The organism is Malikia spinosa (assembly GCF_002980625.1).
In the GTDB taxonomy this organism is placed as follows: domain Bacteria; phylum Pseudomonadota; class Gammaproteobacteria; order Burkholderiales; family Burkholderiaceae_C; genus Malikia; species Malikia spinosa.
The window spans coordinates 66,568-89,640 of record NZ_PVLR01000008.1; the positions used below are offsets into that span (position 1 = coordinate 66,568).

Below are 23,073 nucleotides of genomic sequence, written 5' to 3' on the forward strand. Positions count from 1 at the left end.
CGCCGGCGGTGCGGGTCAAGCAGCGGCTTCCTCGGGGGAAGCCCGCATGCCTTTCACGATGTTGAAGTGATAGTATTGGCTTGGGGTTGGGACGTTTTGGTTACTAACCCCAATCAAAAGTCCATCGCATGAGCCTGAGGTCAGAATTCAAGCGGGCTGGCAGCCAGCTCTTGCTGGCGCTCCTGTTGTCGGGGCTCCCTTGGGCCGCCTGGGCCACGCACGCCGTCCGCGTCGGGGTGTACGAGAACGAACCCAAGATTTTTTCTGACGCGAACGGTCAGCTCTCGGGCATCTTCGGCGACCTGATCAACGAGATCGCCCGGCGTGAAGGCTGGACCGTCGTCCCGGTCCCCTGTGCCTGGGAGGACTGCCTGAATGCGCTGCAGGAAGGGGGCATCGACCTGATGCCCGACGTGGCTTACAACGAGGCCCGCGCCCGCCTGTTCGACTTCCACCAGGTGCCGGCCTTGCACAGCTGGTCGCAGCTGTACCGGCACGAGGGCGTCAGCATCGTGTCGATGACCGACCTGCAGGGCCGACGCGTGGCGGTGCTCGACGGCTCGGTGCAGCAGGAATACCTGAGCGCCATGCTGGACGGCTTTGGCTTGCGGACCGAACTGGTGCCGGTGCCTTCGCTGCACGAGGGCTTTGCCCGGGTCGAGAGCGGGGAGCTTGACGCGGTCGCGGCCAATCACCATTTCGGTGACCGCAACGCCCGCGCCCACCGCCTGCAGGAAACGCCGCTCATGTTCCAGCCCTCGCGGCTGTTCTTCGCGACCGGCCAGGGGCGCAACGCCGAACTGCTGGCAGCGATCGACCAATACCTGCAGCCCTGGCAAAGCGAACCGTCGTCGATCTATTTCACCGTGCTCAAGCGCTGGGGGCTGCCGCCCACGCCGTCGCAGATCCCGCGCTACCTCTGGTGGAGCTTGTTCAGCGTCGCCACCCTGCTGGCACTGGCGCTGGGCCTGGCCGCCTGGCTGCGGCGCGAGGTGGCGCGCCAGACCCGCTCCCTGCGCGCCAGCGAGGACAAGCTCGCGACCATACTCAACAGCGTCGACGGCTACATCTTCATCAAGGACACGCAGCTGCGCTACCAGTATGTCAACCAGAAGGTGGCCGAGCTGTTTGGCCGACCCGCTGCGGCCATCGTGGGCTGCAGCGACGAGGAGTTCTTCGATGCGGCGACGGTGCAGACCCTGCACGAGATCGACCGCTCCGTCATCGACGGCGGCATGCGCGTCGCTGGCGAGGAGGTCAACGCGACCCGGGACGGGCGGGGCAGCCGGCTCTACTACGTGGTCAAGCAGCCGTTGCGCGAGCCCGATGGCCGTGTCTATGCCTTGTGCGGCATTTCGACCGACATCACCGAGCTCAAGCAGGCACAGGCCGAGCTCGAGCGTTATCGGGAGCATTTGCAGCAGCTGGTCAATGAGCGCACCGTCGAGCTCGAGACCGCGACCGCCGCGCTGCGCGAAGCCGGCGCCGAGCAGCTGGCGATCTTCGATGCCGCGACGGCGGGACTGATGGCGGTCAAGGATCATCTGATCCACCGTTGCAATCGCACCCTGGAGCATATGTTCGGCTATGGCCTGGGCGAGATGCTGGGCCGCAGCATCCGCATCTTCTATCCCGACGAGGCGGCTTTTGCCGAACTCAGCGCGCGCCTGACTCCGATGCTGCTCGAGCAGCACCGCTTCATTGACGAGTGTGAGCTGGTGCGCCAGGACGGCAGCCGTTTCTGGGCCCGCCTGTCGGTGCAGGCGATCTATCCCGACCAGCCAGAGCAGGGCTTCTTCGGCATGGTGCAGGACATCACGGCCGAGCGCGAGGCGCTCGAGGCGATGCGCCAGGCCAAGGAACTGGCCGAGCAGGCGGCGCATGCCAAGGCCGATTTCCTGGCCAACATGAGCCACGAGATCCGTACGCCGATGAATGCCGTGATCGGCATGACCTACCTGCTGCAGAAGACCTCGATGACGCCGCAGCAGTTCGACCATCTGCACAAGATCCAGGTCTCGAGCCAGCACCTGCTCGGCGTGATCAACGATATCCTGGATTTCTCCAAGATCGAAGCTAACCGCATGAGCCTGGAGCAGGTCGAGTTCGAGCTCGAGCCCGTGCTCGACAACGTCGTCAACCTGCTGGCCGAGCGTGCCGAGAAGAAGTCGCTCGAACTGGTGCTCGAACTCGCGCCCGAAGTGCCGACCCGCCTGGTCGGGGACCCGCTGCGCCTGGGTCAGGTGCTGATCAACTTCGGCAACAACGCGGTCAAGTTCACCGAGCGCGGCACGGTCAGCCTGTGCGTGCTGCAGCAGGAGCGCAGCGACGACACTGTGTTGCTGCGCTTCGAGGTCCGCGACACCGGCATCGGCATCCTGCCCGAGCAGCGGGACCGCTTGTTCCAGAGCTTTCAGCAGGCCGACAGCTCGATCACGCGCAAGTACGGCGGCTCCGGCCTGGGCCTGGTCATTTCCAAGCGCCTGGCCGAGCTCATGGGTGGCGAGGTCGGGGTCGAGAGCGTGCCGGGGCGGGGTTCGACGTTCTGGTTCACCGCCAGGCTCAAACTGGGCAGTGGCGTGCCCGCGCGGCCTGCGCTGCAACTCAGCTTGCAGGATCGGCGCGTGCTGGTGGTCGATGACAACGAGCAGGCGCGCGAGGTGCAGGCCGGCATGCTGCGTTTCATGGGCTTCGACGTGACCAGTGCCGAGTCGGGCCCGCTGGCACTGGCCGAACTTGAGCGCAGCGAGCAGGCGGGTCAGCCCTACGACATCGTCTTCCTGGACTGGAAGATGCCCGAGATGGATGGCCTGACCGTGGCGCGCGAGATCGCCCGGCTGCCCTTGAGCCAGCAGCCCAGGGTGCTGATGGTCACCGCCTACGACCGCGACGAGCTCGTGCGGGCTGCCACCGAGGTCCCGATCCATGATGTGCTGGTCAAGCCCGTGACGCCCTCGACCCTGCTCGACGCCGTCATGCGTCTGCTGGGCACCTGGCAGGCGCTGCCGCACAGTTCGCTCCAGGGCGCGGCTGGCGGCCTCGATACCTCCGTTCTGCGCGGTGCCAGCGCCTTGCTGGTGGAGGACAACGAGATCAACCGGGAAGTCGGGCAGGCCTTGCTCAATGAACTGGGCCTGCAGGTCGAGCTGGCACCCGATGGCGCGGTGGCGCTCGAGAAGGTGCAGCAGCGCCGCTATGACGTGGTGCTGATGGACATGCAGATGCCGGTGATGGACGGACTGACCGCGACGCGCGAGATCCGCAAGCTCAGTGCGCTGAACGACTTGCCGATCCTGGCGATGACGGCCAATGCGATGGCGGGTGACCGCGAGCGTTGCCTCGAGGCCGGCATGCAGGACCATATTGCCAAGCCGGTCGATCCGAACGACCTGGCGGTCAAGCTGCTCAAATGGGTCAGGCCCGGCCCGCGCAGCGTGCTACCCGCCGATGCCGCCGATGCCGCCGATGCCGCCGATGCCGCCGAGGCTGACAGGGCCGTCGAGCTCGCCGCCAGCCGGTTGCCCGGGTCCTCCGGCGAGACGCCTGTTTCGCTGTCGCTCGACGGCATCGTCGGCCTCGACGCGGCGCAGGGTCTGCGCCAGTTGCAGGGGCGCGAGGCGCTCTACCTCAAGCTGCTGCGCCAGTTCGTCTCCGACCAGGCCGACATGCCCGCGCGTGTCGCGGCCGCGATCGCCGCCGGCGACTGGACGCAGGCCGAACGGCTGGCGCATACGGTCAAGGGCGTTGCGGCGCAGATTGGCGCGCCGTCCCTGCGCGACCTGGCCGAACAGCTTGAACAGGCGCTGCAGCAGCGCCTGCCGCCCGCCAAGATCGAACCGCTGCGCCAGCAACTCGCACTGAGCCTGCCGCTGCTGGTTTCTGCCATCGCCGCCCGCCTGTCTCCGGTCGCGGTGGCAGCGCCGGCCGCGTTCGACCCGCAGCGCTGGCAGCGGCTGCGCGAGCGCTTGATCCTCCTGCTCGAGCAGGACGATACCGAATGCGAGATCCTGTTCGAGAGTGAAGAGGCCCTGCTGCGCGCCGGCCTGGGGCAGCGTTTCGAGGCCGTGGCGCAAGCCATCCGCGACTTTGATTTTCCGGTCGCGCTGGCCGCCGTGCGGGCCGCGCCATGAGTCAGCGCCGCCCCTACAATCGGTGCCAAACGGAGTAATTTCGCATGAGCATCAAGAGCGACAAATGGATCCGGCGCATGGCCGAGCAACACGGCATGATCGACCCCTTCGAACCCGGCCAGGTGCGCCAGGTCGACGGCAAGAAGGTCATCAGCTACGGCACCAGCAGCTACGGCTACGACATCCGCTGCGCGCCCGAGTTCAAGGTCTTCACCAACATCCACAGCACGGTGGTCGACCCGAAGAACTTCGACGAAAAAAGCTTCGTCGATTTCCACGGCGACTCCTGCATCATCCCGCCCAACAGCTTCGCGCTGGCGCGCACGGTCGAGTATTTCCGCATCCCGCGCAATGTGCTGACCATCTGCTTAGGGAAAAGCACCTACGCGCGCTGCGGTATCATCGTCAACGTCACCCCGTTCGAGCCCGAGTGGGAAGGCTATGTGACGCTCGAGTTCAGCAACACCACCCCGCTGCCGGCCAAGATCTACGCCGGCGAGGGCTGTGCCCAGGTGCTGTTCTTCGAGAGCGACGCCGACGATGTCTGCGAAACCAGCTACAAGGACCGTGGCGGCAAGTACCAGGGCCAGCAAGGCGTGACGTTGCCGCGCGCCTGATCCCGGAGTCTGACATGTCGGCGCAGCCACTGCTGTCCTTCGGCCTGCCCGTCAGCGGCGCGCCCGAACTCTCGCATTCGAAACCGGAGCGCCTGCTGCGTGGCAATCCGCTGCGCGAGACCTGGAACGCGCTCGACGCGCCGCTCAATGGCGCGGGCGAACTCAGCAGCGGCGTCTGGCGCTGCGAGCCGGGTCAGTGGCGCATCGCCTTCGGTCCGACCGAGCAGGAAATCTTCACCGTGCTCGAGGGCTGTTGCCGCCTGCACCGCGAGGACGGCAGTTTCGAGCAGGCCGGCCCCGGCCAGGCGATCCGGATTCCGCCCGGCTTCACCGGCTCGTTCGAGGTGATCGAGCGCATGACCAAGGTCTACGTCATCATCAAGTAGCCGCTTCGGGCTGGCCGAATCACTGGGCCAGCACGAAGTCGATGAAGCCGCGCTCGACCGAGGTTGATACCAGCTTGACCCGCAGCGACTGGCCGACCCGGAGCGCCGGCAGATCGCCCTTGAGCCGGCCTTCGGCGGGCGGTTCGAAGAGGCGCACCCAGCTGCCCTTGTCGCCGGTGCCGGTCACCAGTGCGTCGAAGCGCTGGCCGATGCGCTCATGCAGCAGCAGCGCGGCTTCGGACTTGCGCAGCTGCCGCTCGACTTTCTTGGCCGCATCTTCCTGCCCGGTGCAGTGCAGCGCCAGTGCGTCGAGTTCGTCGTCGGAGTAGGGCGACTTGACGCCCGCCAGCGCCGCCTTGAGCAGGCGCAGCGTGATCAGGTCGGGAAAGCGGCGGTTCGGCGCCGTCGAATGCATGTAGTCCTGCACCGCCAGTCCGAAATGGCCGATCGGCGGGCCAGCAGGCCGTTCGACCACATACTCGCCCGAGCCCATCAGCTTGACGATCACCAGCGACAGGTCGGGAAAGCGCAGCGGGTCGGCCTGGTGCCGCTCGGCCAGAAAGGCTTCGAGCGCCTTGCCATCGGGCTGGCGCGGCAAGGTCGTGCCATAGGTCTGCGCCACTTCGGCGATGCGCAGCCAGCGCTCCGGCGAGCGCACCACCCGGCGCAGCGAGGCGCTGCCCTGGGCGGCCAGGAAGCGCGCCGTGCAGCCGTTGGTGGCGATCATGAATTCCTCGATCAATTGGCGGGCCCGGTTTTGCGGCTGCTGGCGGATGTCGGCGATCCGGTCGCCCTGGAACAGGGCCCTGGGCTGGAAGGTCTCGAACTCGAGCGACCCCTGGGCCCGGCGCAACACGCGCAGCTTTTGCGCCAGTTCGTCCTGCAGGCGCAGCTGGGTGTTCATGCCCCGGATCTGGCGCGCCGCTTCGGGCAGTTCGGCATCGCCCTCGATCCAGGCCGAGACCGCGTCGTAGGCCAGCTGGACCTTGTTGCGCACCACGGCGCGGCAGATCGAGGAGCTGACCAGGATGCCGTCGTCGCTGAAATCCATCTGGTTGACCAGGGCCAGCCGGTCTGCATCGGGGTTGAGCGAGGTCAGGTCGGTCGACAGCCGCTCCGGCAGCATCGGGAACACGCGCGCCGAGGTATAGACCGAGGTGGTGTTGTGCCTGGCATGAGCATCGATCGCTGAGTCCTTCTTGACCAGCGCATCGACATCGGCCACTGCCACGAAGACCCGGACTTCGCCCTTGACCAGCGGCTCGATCGCAGTCAACTGGTCCAGGTCGCGCGAATCGTCGTTGTCGATCGAGCACCAGGGCAGTCCGGTCAGGTCGCGTATGCTGGGGTCGGATTCGCTGGCAGCGGCGCTGATGCGGGACAACTGTTTCTGTACCGCATCGGGGAATTCGGGTTCGAGTCCGCGGCTGAACATGGCCAGGGACGCAATGGTCGACAGATCGGCACGATGGTTGGACAGGACGCGCCGCATAGGTCGAACTCCCAGGATGAATAGGTTCATTCTGCCTCTGCGTGGCGGGCTTGTCATCCGGCCTGGCGCTCCGGTCTGGAAACTGCATCGGTTTCCAAGGCATTGCAAGAGTTGTATATTTTCATCAGTTAAGCTGTCGTTGTATCCGGTTTCCAGCCGGTGGGGGTTCTCATTTGTTTTTTCCGAAGGCCTTCAGGGTGGCCGCTGTCCCTGCCTCGGTCCGGATCGGCCTGATCTACCTCGTGCTGGCCAGTGTCTGGATCTGGGGCTCCGACTGGCTGGCCCTGCAGCTGCTGGGTGATCCGGCCGCTGTCACGCAGGCCCAGTCCCTCAAAGGCGAGCTGTTCGTCCTGTTCACGGCCGCCCTGCTGTTCTGGCTGATCGGCCGGGAGGAGCGGGTCCAGGCCCGCGTCCAGGATGAACTCAAGCGCACGCGCAGCCAGCTCGAGCATTTCATCGATACCAGCGCTTCGATCATCTACGCGCTGGTGCCCGACACCGCGGCGGCGGACGGCTGGCGCTTGTCGTATGTCAGTGGCAACGTGTTGCGCCTGACCGGCTATGCGCCCGCTGACTGGCTGGAGCGGACCGGCTTCTGGTTCGAGCATGTGCATCCCGACGACCGGCCAAGGGTGCAGCAGGCACAGCGACAACTGCACGAAACCGGTGAGCTCAGGCAGCGCTACCGCTTCCAGCATCGCGATGGTAGTTACCGCTGGATCGATGACCAGCAGCAGCTCTGCTGCGGGGCGGACGGCCAGCCGCTCGAGATCGTCGGCAGCTGGGGCGACGTGACCGAGCAGGAACAGACCCAGCAGGCCTTGCGCGACCGCCAGGTCAAGCTCGATGCCTTCCTGACCCATGCGCCGGCCGCCCTGGCCATGTTCAACCGCGAGATGCGCTATCTGTTCGCCAGCCAGCGCTGGATCCGGGATTTCCAGCTCGGGGCGGTGAGTGACCTGATCGGACGCTCCCATTACGAGCTGTGCCCCGACATGCCGCCACATTGGAAGGAAGCGCACCAGCGCGCCTTCGCCGGCGAGACGGTGCGCCGCGAAGAGGAGTTCTACCGCTTGCCCGACGGCAGCGAGCGCTGGCTGCGCTGGCGGGTCAAGCCTTGCGAGTCGGTCAATGGCCGGGTCGAGAGCATCATCATCCTGGCCGAGGACATCACCCAGCACAAGCGGGATCAGGAGCAGCTGCGCGCCGAGAAGCGGCGCTGGCGTTTCGCGGTCGATGGCAGCGACATCGGCCTGTGGGACTGGAACGTGAGCGCCAGCACGGTGTTCTTCTCGTCCTGCTGGAAGACCATGCTGGGCTACTCGGAGCACGAGATCGGTGACCAGCTGTGCGAATGGGAGTCGCGCGTGCACCCCGATGACAAGGCGCAGGTGATGGCTGATGTCGGGCGCCACCTGAGCGGCGAGGTGGATTTCTACGCCAACGAACACCGGGTGCTGTGCAAGGACGGCAGCTACAAGTGGATCCTGGACCGCGGGCGCGTGGTCGAGCGCGGCCCCGAGGGCCAGCCGCTGCGCATGATCGGCACCCACACCGACCTGACGGCGCTCAAGCTGCGCGAGCAGGCGCTGGCGCTCAATGCCAGCCTGTTCATGAACAGTTCGGAAGGCATCGTGATCTGCGATGGCGACAACAGCATCCTGTCGGTCAACCGCGCCTTCAGCGACATCACGGGCTACAGCGCGGACGAGGTGCTGGGGCGCCAGCCGTCGCTGCTGCGCTCGGGCCAGCAGACGCCGGATTTCTATCGCGACATGTGGCGCCAGATCCTGGAGGCGGGCCGCTGGCAGGGCGAGATCCTGAACCGGCGCAAGGACGGCGAGTCCTTCCTGGCCTGGCTGACCATCAGCCTGGTGCGGGATCAGGACGGACAGGTTCGCAACTACTACGGCATCTTCCATGACATCACGCAGCGCAAGCAGGCCGAAGCCCGGATCAGCCAGCTGACGCATTACGATGCCCTGACCGGCCTGCCGAACCGCGCGCTGCTGCGCGACCGGATCGAGTCGCAGCTGGCGCAGGCCCGGCCCGGGCAGGGGGCGCTGGCGCTGATGTTCATCGACGTTGATCGCTTCAAGTACATCAACGACTCGCTCGGACACCGGGCGGGCGATGCCCTGCTGGTCGAGATCGCATCCCGGCTGGTACAGACCGTCCAGCCCCAGGACACGGTGTCGCGCATGGGCGGCGATGAGTTCACCTTGCTGCTGCCCCAGATCGATGCCGAAGGCGCGGCGCACCTGGCGCAGAAGATCATTGCGCGCATTTCCGCGCCCTGCCAGTTCGAGGGCATGGAGCTGATCGTGACGCCCTCGATCGGCATTGCGATGTTCCCGGGCGACGGGCGCGAGGTCGACGCCTTGCTGCAGGCCGGCGATACCGCGATGTACCGGGCCAAGGCCGCTGGCGGCGCCAATTTCCAGTTCTACGAACCCGGCATGCACCTGAGCGCCAGCCGCACGCTGCAGCTCGAGAACGCCTTGCGCTGGGCGCTCGGGCGCCATGAGCTCGCGCTGCATTACCAGCCGCAGATCGAGCTCAAGACCCGCCGCGTGACCGGCTGCGAGGCCTTGCTGCGCTGGACGCACCCGCAGCTGGGCATGATCCCGCCGTCCGAGTTCATGCCGATCGCCGAGGCCAGCGGCCTGATCCTGCCGATCGGCGAGTGGGTGCTCAGGACCGCGGTGGCGCAGAACCGGGCCTGGCAGCAGGCGGGACTGGCACCGACGCTGATGGCGGTCAATGTCTCGTCGGTCCAGTTCCGCCAGACCCAGTTTCCCGAACTGGTGCGGGCCGTGCTCGACGAGGCCGGCTTGCCGCCGGGTTGGCTCGAGCTCGAGCTGACCGAAAGCGTGGTCTCGGCCGACCCCGAGGCGGCGATCCGTATCATGGAGCAGCTCGACTTGCTCGGCGTGCAGTTGTCGGTCGATGATTTCGGCACCGGTTATTCTTCGCTGTCCTACCTCAAGCGCTTCCCGATCGACAAGCTGAAGATCGACCAGAGCTTCGTGCGTGATCTGGACAGCGATCCGGGCAGCGCCTTGATCGTCTCGGGCGTGATTGCCATGGCCCGCGCCCTGGGCCTGAAGACGATTGCCGAAGGCGTCGAAACGGCCGAGCAGGCGGCGACGCTGGCGCGCGAAGGCAGCGACGAGGTGCAAGGCTACTGGTATGCCAAGCCGATGCCGGCTGAGCAATATGAGCGCTGGCTGCGCGACTATCTGTCGGCGGCGCGCGCCCCGGGCATGGTTTTGACTGAGGATTGAAGGAGTGTTGGCATGACCTGGGATACCTGGCTGGCTTTTTTCCTGGCCTGTTGGCTGATCAGCCTGTCGCCCGGCGCGGGCGCGATTGCCTCGATGTCGTCAGGGCTGAATTTTGGCTTCCGCCGTGGCTACTGGAACGCCATCGGCCTGCAGCTGGCGCTGGTGCTGCAGATCGCGGTGGTCGCGGCGGGTGTCGGCGCGCTGCTGGCCGCTTCCGAGCTGGCATTTGCCCTGATCAAGTGGTTCGGCGTGCTGTATCTGCTGTATCTGGGCTGGAAGCAGTGGATCGCGCCGCCCAGTGCGCTTGCCACCGAGCCGGTCGATCTCAGGCGCGGGCGCCCGCTGGCGCTGGTGCTGCGCGGCTTTGTCGTCAACGCGAGCAATCCGAAGGCGATCGTCTTCATCCTGGCCGTGCTGCCGCAGTTCCTCGATACCAGCCGGCCGCTGCTGGCGCAGTATCTGCTGATGACGCTGACCATGGTGGCGGTCGACCTGGTGGTCATGGCCGGCTACACCGGGCTGGCGGCCAGGGTGCTGAAGCTGCTGCGCGAGCCGGGGCAGCAGCGCCTGCTGAATCGGGTCTTCGGCGGTCTGTTCGGCGTGGCGGCCAGCTTGCTGGCCACGCTGAAGCAGGCGGCGCATTGAGCTGATCTGAGGCCGCGGCACAATAGCGGGCTTTCCTTCCCCCCTCATTGACAGGACAGCCCGATGGCCTTCGCCGACAACCTCAAGCAACTTCCCTCCATCGCCCATCTGGCGGCGCTGGAACTGATCGACGGCGCGGGCGCCGTGGTCGCCATGATCGAGAACAAGCCGGGCAAGGCCGGTTCGCTGGCGGTCTATGCCGCGCTGGCCGCCCAGCATGGCGCGATCAATGGCGCCGCCGCCGAGCAAGGGCTGGAGATCTTCGCCGAGCACACGGCTGATGCGCGCGCCAACCCGGGCAAGCACCCGAACATCGACCGCCTGCTCGAAGTGATCGCCTCGGGCCAGGGCTACGGCGTCAAGTTGATCGAGGCCTGAGCGTCAAGCGCGCAGGCGGCGCTGGCGCCTGCTTAGCCTGATCCGGCGCCTGCTCAGACCGCCATCGGCGCCGTCAGGTGGGCATGGTGCTGGTAGCCCGCCAGGCTGAAGTCGCCCGGCTCGACCCGCTCCAGCCACTCGGGCTGGTACTGGCCGGTCACGGCGTAGTCGGGAATGCGGTCGGACAGCAGCAGCTGCGGCGCCGGCAGCGGCTCGCGCGTGAGCTGCTGTTGCAGCATCGGCACATGGTTCTCGTAAATGTGCGCGTCGCCGATGAAGTAGCTGAACCATTTCGGCTTGAACCCGGTCAGGCGCCCGACCAGGTGCAGCAGCGCCGCGCCCTCGGTCAGGTTGAACGGCGTGCCCAGCCCCAGATCGTTGCTGCGGATGTAGAGGCAGAGCGAGATCTCGCGCGTGACCGCATTCGGCAGGAACTGGTACAGCAGGTGGCAGGGCGGCAGCGCCATTTCCTCCAGCTGGGCCCAGTTCCAGCCGTGGAAGATGATGCGGCGGTCGCTCGGGTTGCTGATGATGGTGTCGAGGCATTGCCGCAGCTGGTCGACCGCCTTGTAGAGCACGACCTGGCCGTCGGCGGTGTCGGCAATCCGGACATAGCCGCGGCCCAGCGCATCCTCGATCTGGCCTGACGCCGAGGCGGGCAGGGCCTTGAACGCGGGCCAGTTGCGCCACTGCACGCCATAGACCGGACCCAGGTCGTCCTCGCCCAGGCGGTAGGGGTTGGCCAGCCAGGCGGCGTTCTCGTTGGCATTCTGGTCCCAGACCTTGCAGCCGAGCGCGCGGAACTCGGCCGCGCTGCGGTAGCCGCGCAGGAAGCCGACCAGCTCGCCGACCGCCGACTTGAAGGCCAGCTTCTTGGTCGTGACGGCCGGGAAGCCCTGGCTCAGGTCGAAGCGCATTGCCGCGCCCGGCAGGCTCAGGGTGCGGATGCCGGTGCGGTTGGTCTGCCAGCTGCCTTGCTCGAAGACGGTGCGGACGAGGTCGAGGTATTGCTTCACGGCGCTGGCTGGCTAGATAAAACCAGACATTTTAGCGATGCAATCCAGATCAGCGTTCAGCGCGGCTCCTGTATCAGCACCCGCCCCGGGTTCATGAGGCCCTGCGGGTCGAGCGCGGCCTTGATGCGGCGCATCAGCGCCAGCGCGACCGGGTGCTTGTACTGCGGCAGCGTCTCGGCTTTCAGGCTGCCGATGCCATGCTCGGCGCTGATCGAGCCGCCATGGCGCCGCACCGAGTCGAACACGATGTGGTTGATGCGGCTTTCCTGCTCGCGCAGGAAGGCGGCCGGATCGCCGCCCTCGGGTGCTTGCACGTTGTAGTGCAGGTTGCCGTCGCCCAGATGGCCGAAATTGACCAGCCGCACGCCCGGGATCTCGGCGGCCAGTTGCGCATCGGTCTCGGCGCAGAAACGGGCAATGGCCGACACCGGCAGGCTGATGTCGTGCTTGATGTTGAGGCCTTCCTCGCTTTGCGCCAGCGAGATGCTCTCGCGGATATGCCACAGGTTGTGCGCCTGGCCCAGGCTCTCGGCGACGATGGCATCGCTGACGCAGCCCTGCTCGAGCGCTGCTTCGAGCAGCGCCTCGAAGCGTTCGCGCGCATGGGCCTCGCTCTCGCTGTCGGAGTTCTCCAGCAGCACGCACCAGGGATGGTCCTGCCACAGCGGCACGCGCAGCTGCGGGTAATGCTTGTCGACCAGTGACAGCGAAAAGCGGCTCATGGCCTCGAAGCCGGTCAGGCCGGCGCCGAGCTGGCGCTGCGCCAGCCCGAGCAGCTCGACCGCGGCCTCGATCGACGGCAGCGCGGCCCAGGCCGTCAGCTTGGCGGCCGGCTGCGGCTGCAGCTTGAGCGTGGCGCCGGTGATGATGCCCAGCGTGCCTTCGCTGCCGATGTAGAGGTCGCGCAGGTCGTAGCCGGTATTGTCCTTGCGCAGCCCGATCAGGCCGTCCCAGACCTCGCCTTGCGGCGTGACGACTTCCAGGCCCAGGCATTGCTCGCGCGCATTGCCGTAGCGCAGCACCTGGGTGCCGCCGGCGTTGCTGGCCAGGTTGCCGCCGATGGTGCAGCTGCCCTCGGCTGCCAGGCTCAGCGGCAGCAGCAGGCCGGCGGCCTCGGCCGCCTGTTGCGCGGCCTGCAGGATGCAGCCGGCGTCGACCGTCAGCGTCAGGTTGGCGGCGTCGAGCGCGCGCACCCGGTTCATGCGCTGCAGGCTCAGCAGCACCTGCTGGCCGCTGGCGTCGGGCACGCTGCCGACCACCAGTCCGGTGTTGCCGCCTTGCGGCACGATGGCTACGCCAGCCGCCGCACAGGCCTGGACCACGGCGGCAACTTCGGCCGTGTTGCCCGGGCGCACCACGGCCAGCGCGCGGCCGCGGTGGCGCCGGCGCCAGTCCTGCTCGTAGGCCGCCAGATCGGTGGCCGGGTCTTCATGGGTCAGCACCTGCTGGGCGCCGACGGCCGCGCGCAGCGCCGACAGCAGATCGTTCGAGTCGTTCATCAATTCGTCTCCCGTTGGGAATGGTCGGCGGCAGCGCCGGCATCGGCCGCTGCAGCCAGCGCGGCGCGCGCCGCCTTCAGTCGCAGCCGGACATGGACGGTGCAGGCGACGAACAGGCCCAGGCACAGCAGCAGCTCGAGCCCGGCCAGCCAGGCCGACAGGCCTTTGTCGCTCCAGGCCCTTACCGAGCCTTCCATCACATAGAGCCAGACCAGCAGGCTCAGCGCGCGGTAGGTGTACATGCGGTTCTTCAGCAGGCCGGGCAGCGGCAGGCACAGCGGCAGCACCTTGAACGCCAGCGTCGAGCCACCCGGGCGCAGCGGCGCCAGCCAGAGCTCCCAGGCCAGGCCGAGCACGATCAGCGCCAGCGTGCAGGCGACGGCAGCGCGGCGCGCGAAGTCCACCCCGGCCGGGGTGGGAAGGACGGTGCCCGGCGGGGCGTCGGGCATGGGATCGGGGCGGGTCTTTTTCATGTTGGGCGGGTAGAGCGATGGCATGATACCGGCGATGAGAATCCACCAGCGCGCGCGCCAGTCCGGCCGCCTGCATTTGATCGACGCCTGGCTGCCTGCGCTGCTGCAGGCGTTGGGCCGTTTTCCCTGGCGCATCACCGCGCTGACGCTGCGCGAGCGCTTCCGCGAGGACCGGCTCGGCATCACGGCCGGCAGCCTGACCTTCACCACCACGATCTCGCTGGTGCCGCTGTTCACGGTCGGCCTGGCCATCTTCAGCGCCTTTCCGGTCTTCGGCCGGCTGCAGGCGCAGCTGCAACAGTGGCTGATCCAGAGCCTGATCCCGGACCAGATCGCGCGCCAGGTCAGCAACTACCTGCTGCAGTTCTCGCAGCAGGCCGGCAAGATGGGCTGGGCCGGTGCGGTGTTCCTGCTCGTGACCGCGCTGACGCTGGTGCTGACGATAGACCGCAAGCTCAACGACATCTGGCGCGTGCGCCAGCCACGCTCGCTGACCCAGCGCGTGTTGATCTACTGGGCGGTGCTGACGCTGGGCCCGCTGCTGCTGGGCGCGAGCCTGAGCCTGAGCTCCTATGCCGTGTCGGCCTCGCGCGGCTGGGTCAGCGCGGTGCCGGGTGGCGTCCAGTTCGCGCTTGGCGCGATCGAGTTCCTGCTCGGCCTGACCGGCATGGCGGCGCTCTACCGCTTCGTTCCCAATGCGCCGGTGCGCTGGTCGCATGCCTTCGTCGGCGCCAGCCTGGCATCGATCGGCATCGAGCTGGCCAAGCGCGTGCTGGGCTGGTATCTGGTGCAGGTGCCGACCTATTCGGCCGTCTACGGCGCCTTCGCGACCGTGCCGATCCTGCTGATCTGGCTCTATACCGGCTGGGTGATCGTGCTGCTCGGCGCCGTGCTGACGGCCTATCTGCCCAGCCTGGTCGGCGGTATCGAGCGTCGCTCCGACGCGCCGGGCTGGGATCTGCAGCTCGCGCTCGAACTGCTGGATTGCCTGGAGCGCTCGCGCAGCGATGGCCGGCGCGGCTGCAGCCTCGAGTCGCTTGCGCGCCAGTTGCGCGTCGATCCCTTGCAGATCGAGCCGCCGCTGGAGGCGCTCGAGGCGCTGGACTGGGTCGGCCGCCTGAGCGAGGCCGATGGGCGCCATGTGCTGCTGGTCGATGCCGCCAGCACCCCGCTGGCCCCGCTGCTGCAGGCGCTCTGCCTGCCGCTGAACGACGGCACAAGGGCGCTCTGGCAGGCCAGCGGCTGGTCGGCGCTGACGCTGGCGGATGCCTTGCCGGGGCCGGCGGCCTGAGCCGCGCTGCAACAAGCGGGATTTCCCCTGCCTGGCAGGCCTTCGCGGGCAGGATTTGTGGGCTATATTTGTGTCGGGTGCGCTGGTGCGCCCAAGGAGCAGAACAATATGAAAGTCAGCGACATCCTGCGCGTCAAGGGCGGCACCCTCTACACCGTGTCCCCCGACGAGAAACTCTCGCACGCCATCGAGACCATGGCCGAGTTCGACATTGGTTCGCTCGCCGTGATGGAGAATGGCCAGTTGGTCGGCATGCTGACTTTCCGCGAGGTGATCAAGACCCTGGCCCGCAACGCCGGCACCGTCGCCGGCAAGACCGTCGACAAGGTCATGGACCACAAGCCGTCGACCTGCACGCCCGAGACCGAGCTCGAGCAGGTCCGCCCGCTGATGCTCGAAAGCCATACCCGCTACATGCCGGTGATGGACGGCAAGATGCTGATGGGCGTGATCAGCTTCTACGACGTCGCCAAGGCCATCGTCGACAACCAGAACTTCGAGAACAAGATGCTCAAGGCCTATATCCGCGAATGGCCGGAGCAAGAGGTCGACGAGAAGTCCTGACCTTCCCCCTCGCCCCCACCAGAATTTACATTCTGGTCACAGAGCAGTCTGCCTTGCCGGTAGACTGTTTTTTGTTTTTAAATACTTATATTGATCATGGCAACGAATAAACAGCGGCTTTTTGCCGTCACTGCTCTTGCGGCAGCAGCGGCTCTCGGCCTGACAGGCTATACCGTCACGAACAACAAGATCATCTGGCAATACCTGGGACAGGTGGGAACGCCGACCTATGGCAACCTGCCCTACAACACGGCCAACGGCGAGCCCACCCACTCGGCCTACACGACCAACCTGTCGAGCTTGCCGATTCCCGATCTGCCGAAAACCTTGTTGAGCCGCATCGGCGTCATGCTGCCCGAAGGGTCGAACATCAACAACAACACCCGGGTGAGCCTGGGCTCCGACGAGCAGACCAATCTGGTGCTCAAGGCCGGCCTCGAGTCCGACATCTATGTCAGCTTCCTGTCCGAGGGGGCCGGCTACCGCAACAGCGTGGGCTACTTCACCTATGACCCGGCGAATCCTCCCAAGTCGCCGGCCGATGTCAAGAACGAGCTGATCTTCTTCCCCAACGCCTCCCAGGACAACGAGACGCCCTTCAAGGTCGCGTCTTCCAGCAGGGCGAGCACCGTCAAGTTCCATGTCAGCACCGGCGACAAGCCCGTGGGCGTGGGCTTCTTCATCGTGGCCGACGGCTGGAGCGGCAGCCGTGACCTCAGGCTTGCCGGTGGCCTCAATGCCAGCGGCACCACCCGTACCCCGGGCGTCGACGAGAACAGCAGCCGCAAGATCTACTATTCGCTCAAGGCGCTCAACACCCTCGAGCCCGACGATGCCCGCAACCTGCGCCAGCACGCCATCCTGCTCAATGAGGAAAGGGTGGCCGGCAGGAACGGCGCGCCAGACTTCCAGCGCCTCGTGCTGGGCTTCGAGGACATGTTGCGCACGGGTGGTGACCATGACTTCAACGACGTGCTGCTGGCCGTGCATGTGACGCCGGCGGGGCCTGAGAACATCACCAACCTGACGAAGATCAGCACCATCGTTGCCGAGAACAAGGACAGCGATGGCGACGGCGTCAAGGACACGAGCAGCAGCTCCAGGGACCCGATCGACGCCTATCCCCTGGACCCGACTGCGGCGAGCTACAAGGACTATCCGAGCGGCACCGGCTGGGCCACGCTGGCCTACGAGGACAACTGGCCCAACGAGGGCGACTACGACCTCAACGACATGGTCGTGCGCTACCGCAGCCGCGAGGTCAAGCATGCGGCCGGCAAGGTCTCGCGCCTCGAGATGAACCTGCGCCTCGACGCGCGTGGTGCGGGCTTCCGCAACGGTTTTGCGCTCGCGCTGCCGGGCATCCTGCCTGACGATGTCGAGTCGGCCACCTTGATCACGACCGGTGTCAACAACCAGGCTTCCGAGCAGACGCTCGCTCCGCTCGACAAGAGCCTCCACAAGCAGGCGGTGTTCGAGATCTTCAAGGATGCCTACGCCTTCCAGGCCAGCCAGTCCGACAGCAACTGCAAGTCGCTTGGCTTCTACAACGCGGCAGCCGGCTGTCCGATCGCCGGTTTCACCGAGTTCAAGCTGGTCGTGAAGATGAAGACCAAGACCAGCGGTTCCCTGACCGACCGGTCGCCCCTGTATGCCGGCAGTTTCCCGGCCACGCCGTACGACCCCTTCCTGTTCCGCACCGAAAAGCCGGGCATCGAGGTGCACCTGCCGGGCAAGAAGCCGTCGGCTCGCGCTGACGCCAGCCTGTTCAACACCGGTGTCGATGCCAGCAAGCCCGGCACGAGCTATACCTACATGACCAGCAAGGGCCTGCCCTGGGCGCTCAATATTCCGGCGCTCTGGGATTACCCGTCCGAGGCGGTTCGCGTCGAGGCGGCCTATGCTGACTTCGTCAGCTGGGCAGCTTCGGGCGGCAGCAAGAACCCGACCTGGTATGCCACGCCGAGCGACAAGACTGCGCCGACCTATGGCAAGACCGACAAGGCCAGCCTGCAAGCCGCCAAGACCTTCCGCAACGGTCGCTGAACCTCATTTCCCATAGTGGATGGCCGGTCGCTGACCGGCCGCTAGGAAACATCATGATTTCTTTCAAGAAACAACTCGTTCTGGCCGCTGCAACGGTGCTTCTCGCAGCCTGCGGTGGTGGCGGTGGCGGCAGTACCGATAGCAAGCCCGCCAGCAATTCCCTGAGCGATGCCCAGGTGCAGGCCTCGATCAGCGCTGCCGTGAGCAATGGCTTCAACTGGGAGGTGGCGCCGGCAGCGATGGCCGTGACGGTCCAGGGCGCAGCAGTCGAGAACCTGCGCGTCAACGTGTCGCGCTACACCGAGGAAACCCAGGAGGGCCAGACCATCACCCTGCGCGGCGAATCCCTGGGTTCGGGCACGACGGATGCGGCTGGCAAGGTCGATCTCGGTGCGCTCAACCTGCCGGCTGGCAGCAGCGACATGCTGCTGGTCGAGCTGTTCGACGACCAGCGCCCGGAGCTCGGTGCGCTGGCTGCCAGCAAGGTCGCGGCCGACAAGGTCGCTGGCCTGGTGCTGCAGCTCAAGGGCTGATGTCCTGCGGGCATGCCAGCGACGAGCGTGATCGGCATTCGCCTGCCTGGGCGGATTTCATTTGTACCGCTCGCGCGCTGGCAATTGCCGCCGCTCTGGGATAATCGACAACCATGAGCGGCAACACCTTCGGCAAACTCTTTACCGTCACCAACTTCGGCGAATCACACGGTCCGGCCATCGGCTGCGTGATCGATGGCTGCCCGCCAGGCCTGGACCTGTGCGAGGCGGACATCCAGCATGACCTGGACCGGCGTCGGCCCGGCACCAGCAAGTTCGTGACCCAGCGCAACGAGCCCGACCAGGTGCAGATCCTGAGCGGGGTCTATCAGGGCAAGACCACCGGCACCCCGATCGCGCTGCTGATCCAGAACACCGACCAGCGCAGCAAGGACTACGGCAATATCCTGCAATCCTTCCGTCCTGGCCATGCCGACTACGCCTACTGGCACAAGTACGGCATCCGCGACCCGCGCGGCGGTGGTCGCAGCTCGGCGCGCCTGACCGCGCCGACGGTGGCGGCTGGCGCGGTGGCCAAGAAATGGCTGCAGCAGGTCTACGGCACCACCTTTCAGGGCTGCATGACCCAGGTCGGCGAGCTCGAGATCGCGTTCGAGAGCTGGGACCATGTGCCGAACAACCCCTTCTTCGCCCCGGTCGCCGACGTCAGTGCGCTGGAAGACTACATGGGCGAGCTGCGCAAGTCGGGCGACTCCTGTGGTGCGCGCCTGCGCGTGACGGCGCAGAACGTGCCGGTCGGCCTGGGCGAGCCGCTGTATGACAAGCTTGATGCCGACATCGCCCACGCGATGATGGGCCTCAATGCGGTCAAGGGGGTCGAGATCGGCGCCGGCTTTGCCTGCGTCGCCCAGCGCGGCAGCACGCACGGCGACTCGCTGACGCCGGACGGCTTCCTGAGCAACAACGCCGGCGGCATCCTGGGCGGCATCAGCACCGGCCAGGACATCGAGGTGTCGCTGGCGATCAAGCCGACCAGCTCGATCCTGATCCCGCGCGCGACCATCGATGTTGAAGGCCAGCCGACCGAGCTGATCACCAAGGGCCGGCACGACCCCTGCGTCGGCATCCGTGCCACGCCGATCGCCGAGGCGCTGCTGGCGCTGGTGCTGATCGACCATGCGCTGCGCCATCGGGCCCAGTGCGGCGATGTGCGCGTGAGCACGCCCGACATCGCGGCTGCGCGCTGAAGGGTTTGAGCCGAGGCCGCGAACTCTGGCCCTTTGCCGCGCTGTCGGCGAGCTATTTCGCGCATATCGGCTTCTTCAATCCCTACCTGCCGCTCTGGCTCAAGGACGCCGGCTTCGGGCTGTTCGCGATCAGCCTGCTGACCTCGATGCAGTCGGCGACAAGGCTGTTCGCGCCCTATGCCTGGGGCTGGCTCAGCGACCACACCGGCGAGCGGGTGCGGCTGTTGCGCTTTTGCTCCATGGTCGCGCTTTGTTGCAGCGCCGGGCTCTGGTTCGAGCTGAGCCTCTGGGGCCTGGTCTTGCTGTTGCTGCTGATGTTCACCCACACCAGCGCGATGATGCCGATGAGCGAGGCCGCGCTGGCGCAACTGGTCAGCCGTGCCGGTGGCTTCGATGCCCGTCGCTACGGCCGGGTGCGGCTGTGCGGATCGGTCGGTTTTCTGCTGACCGTGCTGGCGGCCGGTGCCTGGTTCGAGGCTCATGGCATGAGCAGCTTTCCGGCCTGGACCGCCGGCACGCTGGTGCTGCTGGTCGCGAGTTGCTGGTGGTTGCCCGACCAGCGCGAGCCGGTCCAGGCCGGCGCGCGCTCGGAGTCGATCTGGCCGGTGCTGCGCCGGCCCGAGGTGGCCTGGTTCTTCGGCGCGGTCTTCCTGCATGTGATGGCGCATGTGGCCGTCTATGTCTTCTTCTCGCTCTACATTGACTCGCTGGGCTATGGCAAGTCGGTCATCGGCCTGCTCTGGGCCGTTTCGGTGCTGGTCGAGATCGGCTGGTTCTTCACCCAGGCGCGCTGGTTGCCGCGCCTGAGCCACGGCGCCTGGCTGCTGCTGGCCGCCGGGCTGGCCGTGCTGCGCTTTGCCGTCACGGCCGCTGGCGGCGGCTGGCTCTGGCTGCTGTTCGCGGCCCAGCTGCTGCACGCCATCACCTTTGCCGCCCACCACTCGGTCTGTATCGCGCTGCTGGGCCAGTATTTTCCGGCCCGCCTGCGCGGTCGCGGCCAGGCGCTGTATGCAGTGCTGGGCTATGGCCTGTCGGGCGTGATCGGCGGCCTGCTCGGGGCCTGGATCAGCCCGCGCTGGGGCCTGGGCGCGGTGTTCTGGTTCGCTGCCGCCGTCGCGCTGCTAGCTTGCGGCGCCGCCTGGCGCATGCTGGCCGCGCAGCGCCGCCTCAGACCAGCGGCACGCTGATGCGCGCGATCATGGCGCGCGTCTCGGGGCGCACGCCACGCCACCAGGCAAAGGCCTCGGCCGCCTGTTCGACCAGCATGCCGGCGCCGTCGGCGAGCTGGCGCACGCCAGCCTGCTGTGCCAGCTTGAGGAAGGGCGTCAGCCCCTTGCCATAGACCATGTCGTAGGCCAGGCCGTCGGCTTCGAAGGCTGAAGCCGGCAGCGGCGGCAGCGCTGCGCTCAGGCTGGCCGAGGTGGCATTGATCACGACATCGAAGCGCAGCTCGGCCAAGGCCTCGTAGCCGCCGCCTTGCAGGGTGTCGCCAGCGCCGTTGGCGCGGAACGCTTGCACCAGGGCCTGGGCCTTGTCGACCGTGCGGTTGGCGACGAACAGGCAGGCCGGGCCCTCGCGCAGGATCGGCAGGATGGCGCCGCGCGCGGCACCGCCGGCGCCCAGCAGTAGCACGCGCTTGCCCGCCAGCGGCTGGCCCAGGTTATGCGTGATGTCGCGCACCAGGCCGACGCCGTCGAAGTTCTGCGCGTAGACGCGCTCGCCCTCGAACTTGAGCGCATTGGCCGCACCGGCGGCGCGTGCCTCGTCCGACAGGTCGGTGGCGTAGGCGCAGGCGTCGAGCTTGAACGGCACCGTCACGTTGAGCCCCTTGCCGCCTTCGGCGCGGAACTGGTCGACCGTGGCGGCGAACTGGCCCAGCGGTCCTTCGAGCGCGCTGTAGACCAGGTGCTGGCCGCTTTCCGCGGCAAAGGCCATGTGGATCAGCGGCGACTTGGTCTGGCTGATGGGGTTGCCGATGACGGCGTAGCGGTCGGGATTCTGGGTGGACATGTCAAACCAAAATGAGGGTGGAAATCGATTCCATGTGATTGTCGCCGATGCGCGGCATCGCTCAGTGTTTTTGAATGCGGTCGATCCGCGCACTGAACCTGCCGCGCCTGGCCTGGCGCTACAGTCAAGGCATCGAGGCCCCGGCCTGGCTTTTTCTGTATTCTGCCGACATGACCCATTCCCCGCTGCCCGTCCTGTTCGTTTCGCACGGCTCGCCGATGTTCGCGCTTGATCCGGGCCAGACCGGGCCGGCCTTGCAGCGCATGGGGGCCCGCCTGCGCGAGCGCGGCGACCTGCGCGCGGTGCTGGTGCTGTCGCCGCACTGGATGTCGCGCGGCATCGAGGTCATGAGCCACCCGCAGCCTGCGACCTGGCATGATTTCGGCGGTTTCCCCGAGCCACTGTACCGGCTGCAATACCCCGCGCCGGGGGCGCCCGAGCTGGCACAGCAGGTGCTGGAACTGCTGCAGGCGGCCGGCCTGCCGGCGCAGGCTAACCCCGAGCGTCCGTTCGACCATGGCGCCTGGGTGCCGCTGCGCTTCCTGTTGCCGGCGGCCGACTTGCCGGTGCTGCAGTTGTCGCTGCCGGCGCAGATGGGCCCGCGCGAGCTGTACGCGCTGGGCCAGGCGCTGGCCGGCCTGCGCGAGCAGGGGGTGCTGATCCTTGCGACCGGCAGCATGACGCACAACCTGCGCGAGTTCATGGGCGGGCGCCCGGAGCAGGACGCGCCGGCCGCGCCCTATGTCCAGGAGTTCGCGCGCTGGGTCGAGGCCAGGCTGCTGGCGCAGGACAGCGAACAGCTGTTCGACTACCGGCGCCAGGCGCCGCATGCCGTGCGCGCCCACCCGACCGACGAGCATTACCTGCCGTTGTACTTCGCGCTTGGCGCCGCCGGCTGGGGTCAGCCGGGCGCGACCGAGCCCGAGTATTTCAACCGCGAGGTGATGTACAGCTACCTGGCGATGGACGCGATCGCCTTCCACTGAATCGGCATAGGGGGCCGCCATCATTGGAGGCACCCCTGCCACACCACCCGGCATGCGGGTCCGCACCGGGCGGTTCGAGAGCTTGAGGTCAGGACAGTCGCGGCACTCCCAGTCGGTCGAAGTAGGCAAGGGTCAGGACACTGTTGAGCAGCAGTCCACTGTTACGCCACCAGCGGCGGCAGTTGCCCGCCACCTGTCTGGCTACATCTTCCCTGGCCCCCAAGACCTTGAGCTCGCGGTAAATCGTCCCCGACCGCTTCCAGTGCCTAAGCTGGATGGCTCGCAGTCTGTGGCGCAGCCACTCGTCCAGTTCACGCCAGACTTTAGGCGTCTGCGCCATCCCAAAGTACGCCTTCCAGCCCAGTAGGTAGGGCCTCAGTTTCTCCACCACTTCGCTCATGCTGCGTCCGCCCGAGCGCCTGGTGAGCTGACGGATGCGGGCCTTGAAGTTGTCCAGCGCCTTGTCGGCCACCTTGCATTTGACTTCTTTACCCTTGGCCACCCACAGCGCA

The 23,073-nt window shown here is 66.8% G+C and carries 19 protein-coding genes; 13 read left to right on the forward strand and 6 right to left on the reverse strand.

Going from position 1 to position 23,073, the window contains the following annotated elements; genetic code table 11:
• Nucleotides 1–128 precede the first annotated feature (128 nt).
• The 3 genes from C6P61_RS03480 to C6P61_RS03490 are packed head-to-tail and all read left to right on the forward strand — an operon-like array spanning nucleotide 129 to nucleotide 5,133.
• Nucleotides 129–4,130, forward strand: coding sequence for a response regulator (locus C6P61_RS03480; RefSeq protein WP_105728542.1), 4,002 nt, complete (start codon nucleotides 129–131; stop codon nucleotides 4,128–4,130).
• Between the two features lie 44 nt (nucleotides 4,131–4,174).
• Nucleotides 4,175–4,747 (forward strand): dCTP deaminase, encoded by a 573-nt coding sequence (dcd, locus tag C6P61_RS03485; RefSeq protein ID WP_105728543.1) that lies wholly within the window; start codon nucleotides 4,175–4,177, stop codon nucleotides 4,745–4,747.
• Between the two features lie 14 nt (nucleotides 4,748–4,761).
• Complete coding sequence (locus C6P61_RS03490; protein ID WP_105728544.1) at nucleotides 4,762–5,133, forward strand: cupin domain-containing protein; 372 nt, start codon at nucleotides 4,762–4,764, stop codon at nucleotides 5,131–5,133.
• Nucleotides 5,134–5,152: 19 nt separating this feature from the next.
• On the opposite strand, the gene C6P61_RS03495 is transcribed toward C6P61_RS03490, so the two are convergent.
• Nucleotides 5,153–6,625 (reverse strand): RNB domain-containing ribonuclease, encoded by a 1,473-nt coding sequence (locus tag C6P61_RS03495; protein ID WP_105728545.1) that lies wholly within the window; start codon nucleotides 6,623–6,625, stop codon nucleotides 5,153–5,155.
• A gap of 197 nt (nucleotides 6,626–6,822) precedes the next feature.
• On the opposite strand from C6P61_RS03495, the gene C6P61_RS03500 reads away from it, so the two are divergent.
• The 3 genes from C6P61_RS03500 to C6P61_RS03510 all read left to right on the forward strand — a co-directional run bounded on the left by C6P61_RS03500 (nucleotide 6,823) and on the right by C6P61_RS03510 (nucleotide 10,935).
• Entirely contained in the window at nucleotides 6,823–9,912 is a 3,090-nt protein-coding gene (locus C6P61_RS03500) for an EAL domain-containing protein (protein WP_146114959.1), read from the forward strand.
• Between the two features lie 12 nt (nucleotides 9,913–9,924).
• Entirely contained in the window at nucleotides 9,925–10,557 is a 633-nt protein-coding gene (locus C6P61_RS03505; protein WP_105728547.1) for a LysE family transporter, read from the forward strand.
• A 63-nt stretch (nucleotides 10,558–10,620) separates the two neighbouring features.
• Entirely contained in the window at nucleotides 10,621–10,935 is a 315-nt protein-coding gene (locus tag C6P61_RS03510; RefSeq protein ID WP_105728548.1) for a DUF2322 family protein, read from the forward strand.
• A gap of 53 nt (nucleotides 10,936–10,988) precedes the next feature.
• Here the strand turns inward: C6P61_RS03510 and C6P61_RS03515 are convergent, their stop codons facing one another.
• The 3 genes from C6P61_RS03515 to C6P61_RS03525 are packed head-to-tail and all read right to left on the reverse strand — an operon-like array spanning nucleotide 10,989 to nucleotide 13,923.
• The gene (locus C6P61_RS03515) at nucleotides 10,989–11,951 is read right to left on the reverse strand and encodes a thymidylate synthase (RefSeq protein ID WP_105728549.1); all 963 of its coding nucleotides are present in this window, start codon (nucleotides 11,949–11,951) and stop codon (nucleotides 10,989–10,991) included.
• 56 nt (nucleotides 11,952–12,007) lie between these two features.
• A complete protein-coding gene (locus C6P61_RS03520) occupies nucleotides 12,008–13,450 on the reverse strand; it encodes an FAD-binding oxidoreductase (RefSeq protein WP_105728550.1) in 1,443 nt (480 codons plus the stop codon).
• A complete protein-coding gene (locus C6P61_RS03525) occupies nucleotides 13,450–13,923 on the reverse strand; it encodes a DUF2069 domain-containing protein (RefSeq protein ID WP_244908758.1) in 474 nt (157 codons plus the stop codon). The genes C6P61_RS03520 and C6P61_RS03525 overlap by 1 nt, the downstream gene beginning before the upstream one ends.
• Nucleotides 13,924–13,957: 34 nt before the next feature.
• On the opposite strand from C6P61_RS03525, the gene C6P61_RS03530 reads away from it, so the two are divergent.
• From C6P61_RS03530 to C6P61_RS03555, 6 genes are all read left to right on the forward strand, one after another.
• Nucleotides 13,958–15,214 carry a YihY family inner membrane protein gene (locus C6P61_RS03530; RefSeq protein WP_105728552.1) on the forward strand — a complete coding sequence of 419 codons (1,257 nt, stop codon included), beginning with the start codon at nucleotides 13,958–13,960 and terminating at the stop codon, nucleotides 15,212–15,214.
• Between the two features lie 108 nt (nucleotides 15,215–15,322).
• Nucleotides 15,323–15,778 (forward strand): CBS domain-containing protein, encoded by a 456-nt coding sequence (locus C6P61_RS03535; RefSeq protein ID WP_105728553.1) that lies wholly within the window; start codon nucleotides 15,323–15,325, stop codon nucleotides 15,776–15,778.
• 96 nt (nucleotides 15,779–15,874) lie between these two features.
• On the forward strand, nucleotides 15,875–17,824 hold the full coding sequence (locus C6P61_RS03540; protein WP_105728554.1) for an LruC domain-containing protein: 1,950 nt from the start codon (nucleotides 15,875–15,877) through the stop codon (nucleotides 17,822–17,824).
• 53 nt (nucleotides 17,825–17,877) lie between these two features.
• A complete protein-coding gene (locus C6P61_RS03545; RefSeq protein ID WP_105728555.1) occupies nucleotides 17,878–18,357 on the forward strand; it encodes a hypothetical protein in 480 nt (159 codons plus the stop codon).
• Between the two features lie 113 nt (nucleotides 18,358–18,470).
• Entirely contained in the window at nucleotides 18,471–19,565 is a 1,095-nt protein-coding gene (aroC, locus tag C6P61_RS03550; protein ID WP_105728556.1) for a chorismate synthase, read from the forward strand.
• Between the two features lie 5 nt (nucleotides 19,566–19,570).
• The gene (locus C6P61_RS03555) at nucleotides 19,571–20,752 is read left to right on the forward strand and encodes an MFS transporter (RefSeq protein WP_244908759.1); all 1,182 of its coding nucleotides are present in this window, start codon (nucleotides 19,571–19,573) and stop codon (nucleotides 20,750–20,752) included.
• Here the strand turns inward: C6P61_RS03555 and aroE are convergent.
• Nucleotides 20,733–21,575 carry a shikimate dehydrogenase gene (gene aroE / locus C6P61_RS03560; protein WP_105728558.1) on the reverse strand — a complete coding sequence of 281 codons (843 nt, stop codon included), beginning with the start codon at nucleotides 21,573–21,575 and terminating at the stop codon, nucleotides 20,733–20,735. The two genes, C6P61_RS03555 and aroE, sit on opposite strands and share 20 nt — an antisense overlap.
• Before the next feature lie 170 nt (nucleotides 21,576–21,745).
• Between aroE and C6P61_RS03565 the strand changes: the two genes are divergently transcribed.
• On the forward strand, nucleotides 21,746–22,561 hold the full coding sequence (locus C6P61_RS03565; protein WP_105728567.1) for a DODA-type extradiol aromatic ring-opening family dioxygenase: 816 nt from the start codon (nucleotides 21,746–21,748) through the stop codon (nucleotides 22,559–22,561).
• A gap of 88 nt (nucleotides 22,562–22,649) precedes the next feature.
• On the opposite strand, the gene C6P61_RS03570 is transcribed toward C6P61_RS03565, so the two are convergent.
• A partial coding sequence (locus C6P61_RS03570; protein ID WP_280524106.1) for a group II intron maturase-specific domain-containing protein occupies nucleotides 22,650–23,073 on the reverse strand: 424 nt, incomplete at its 5' end.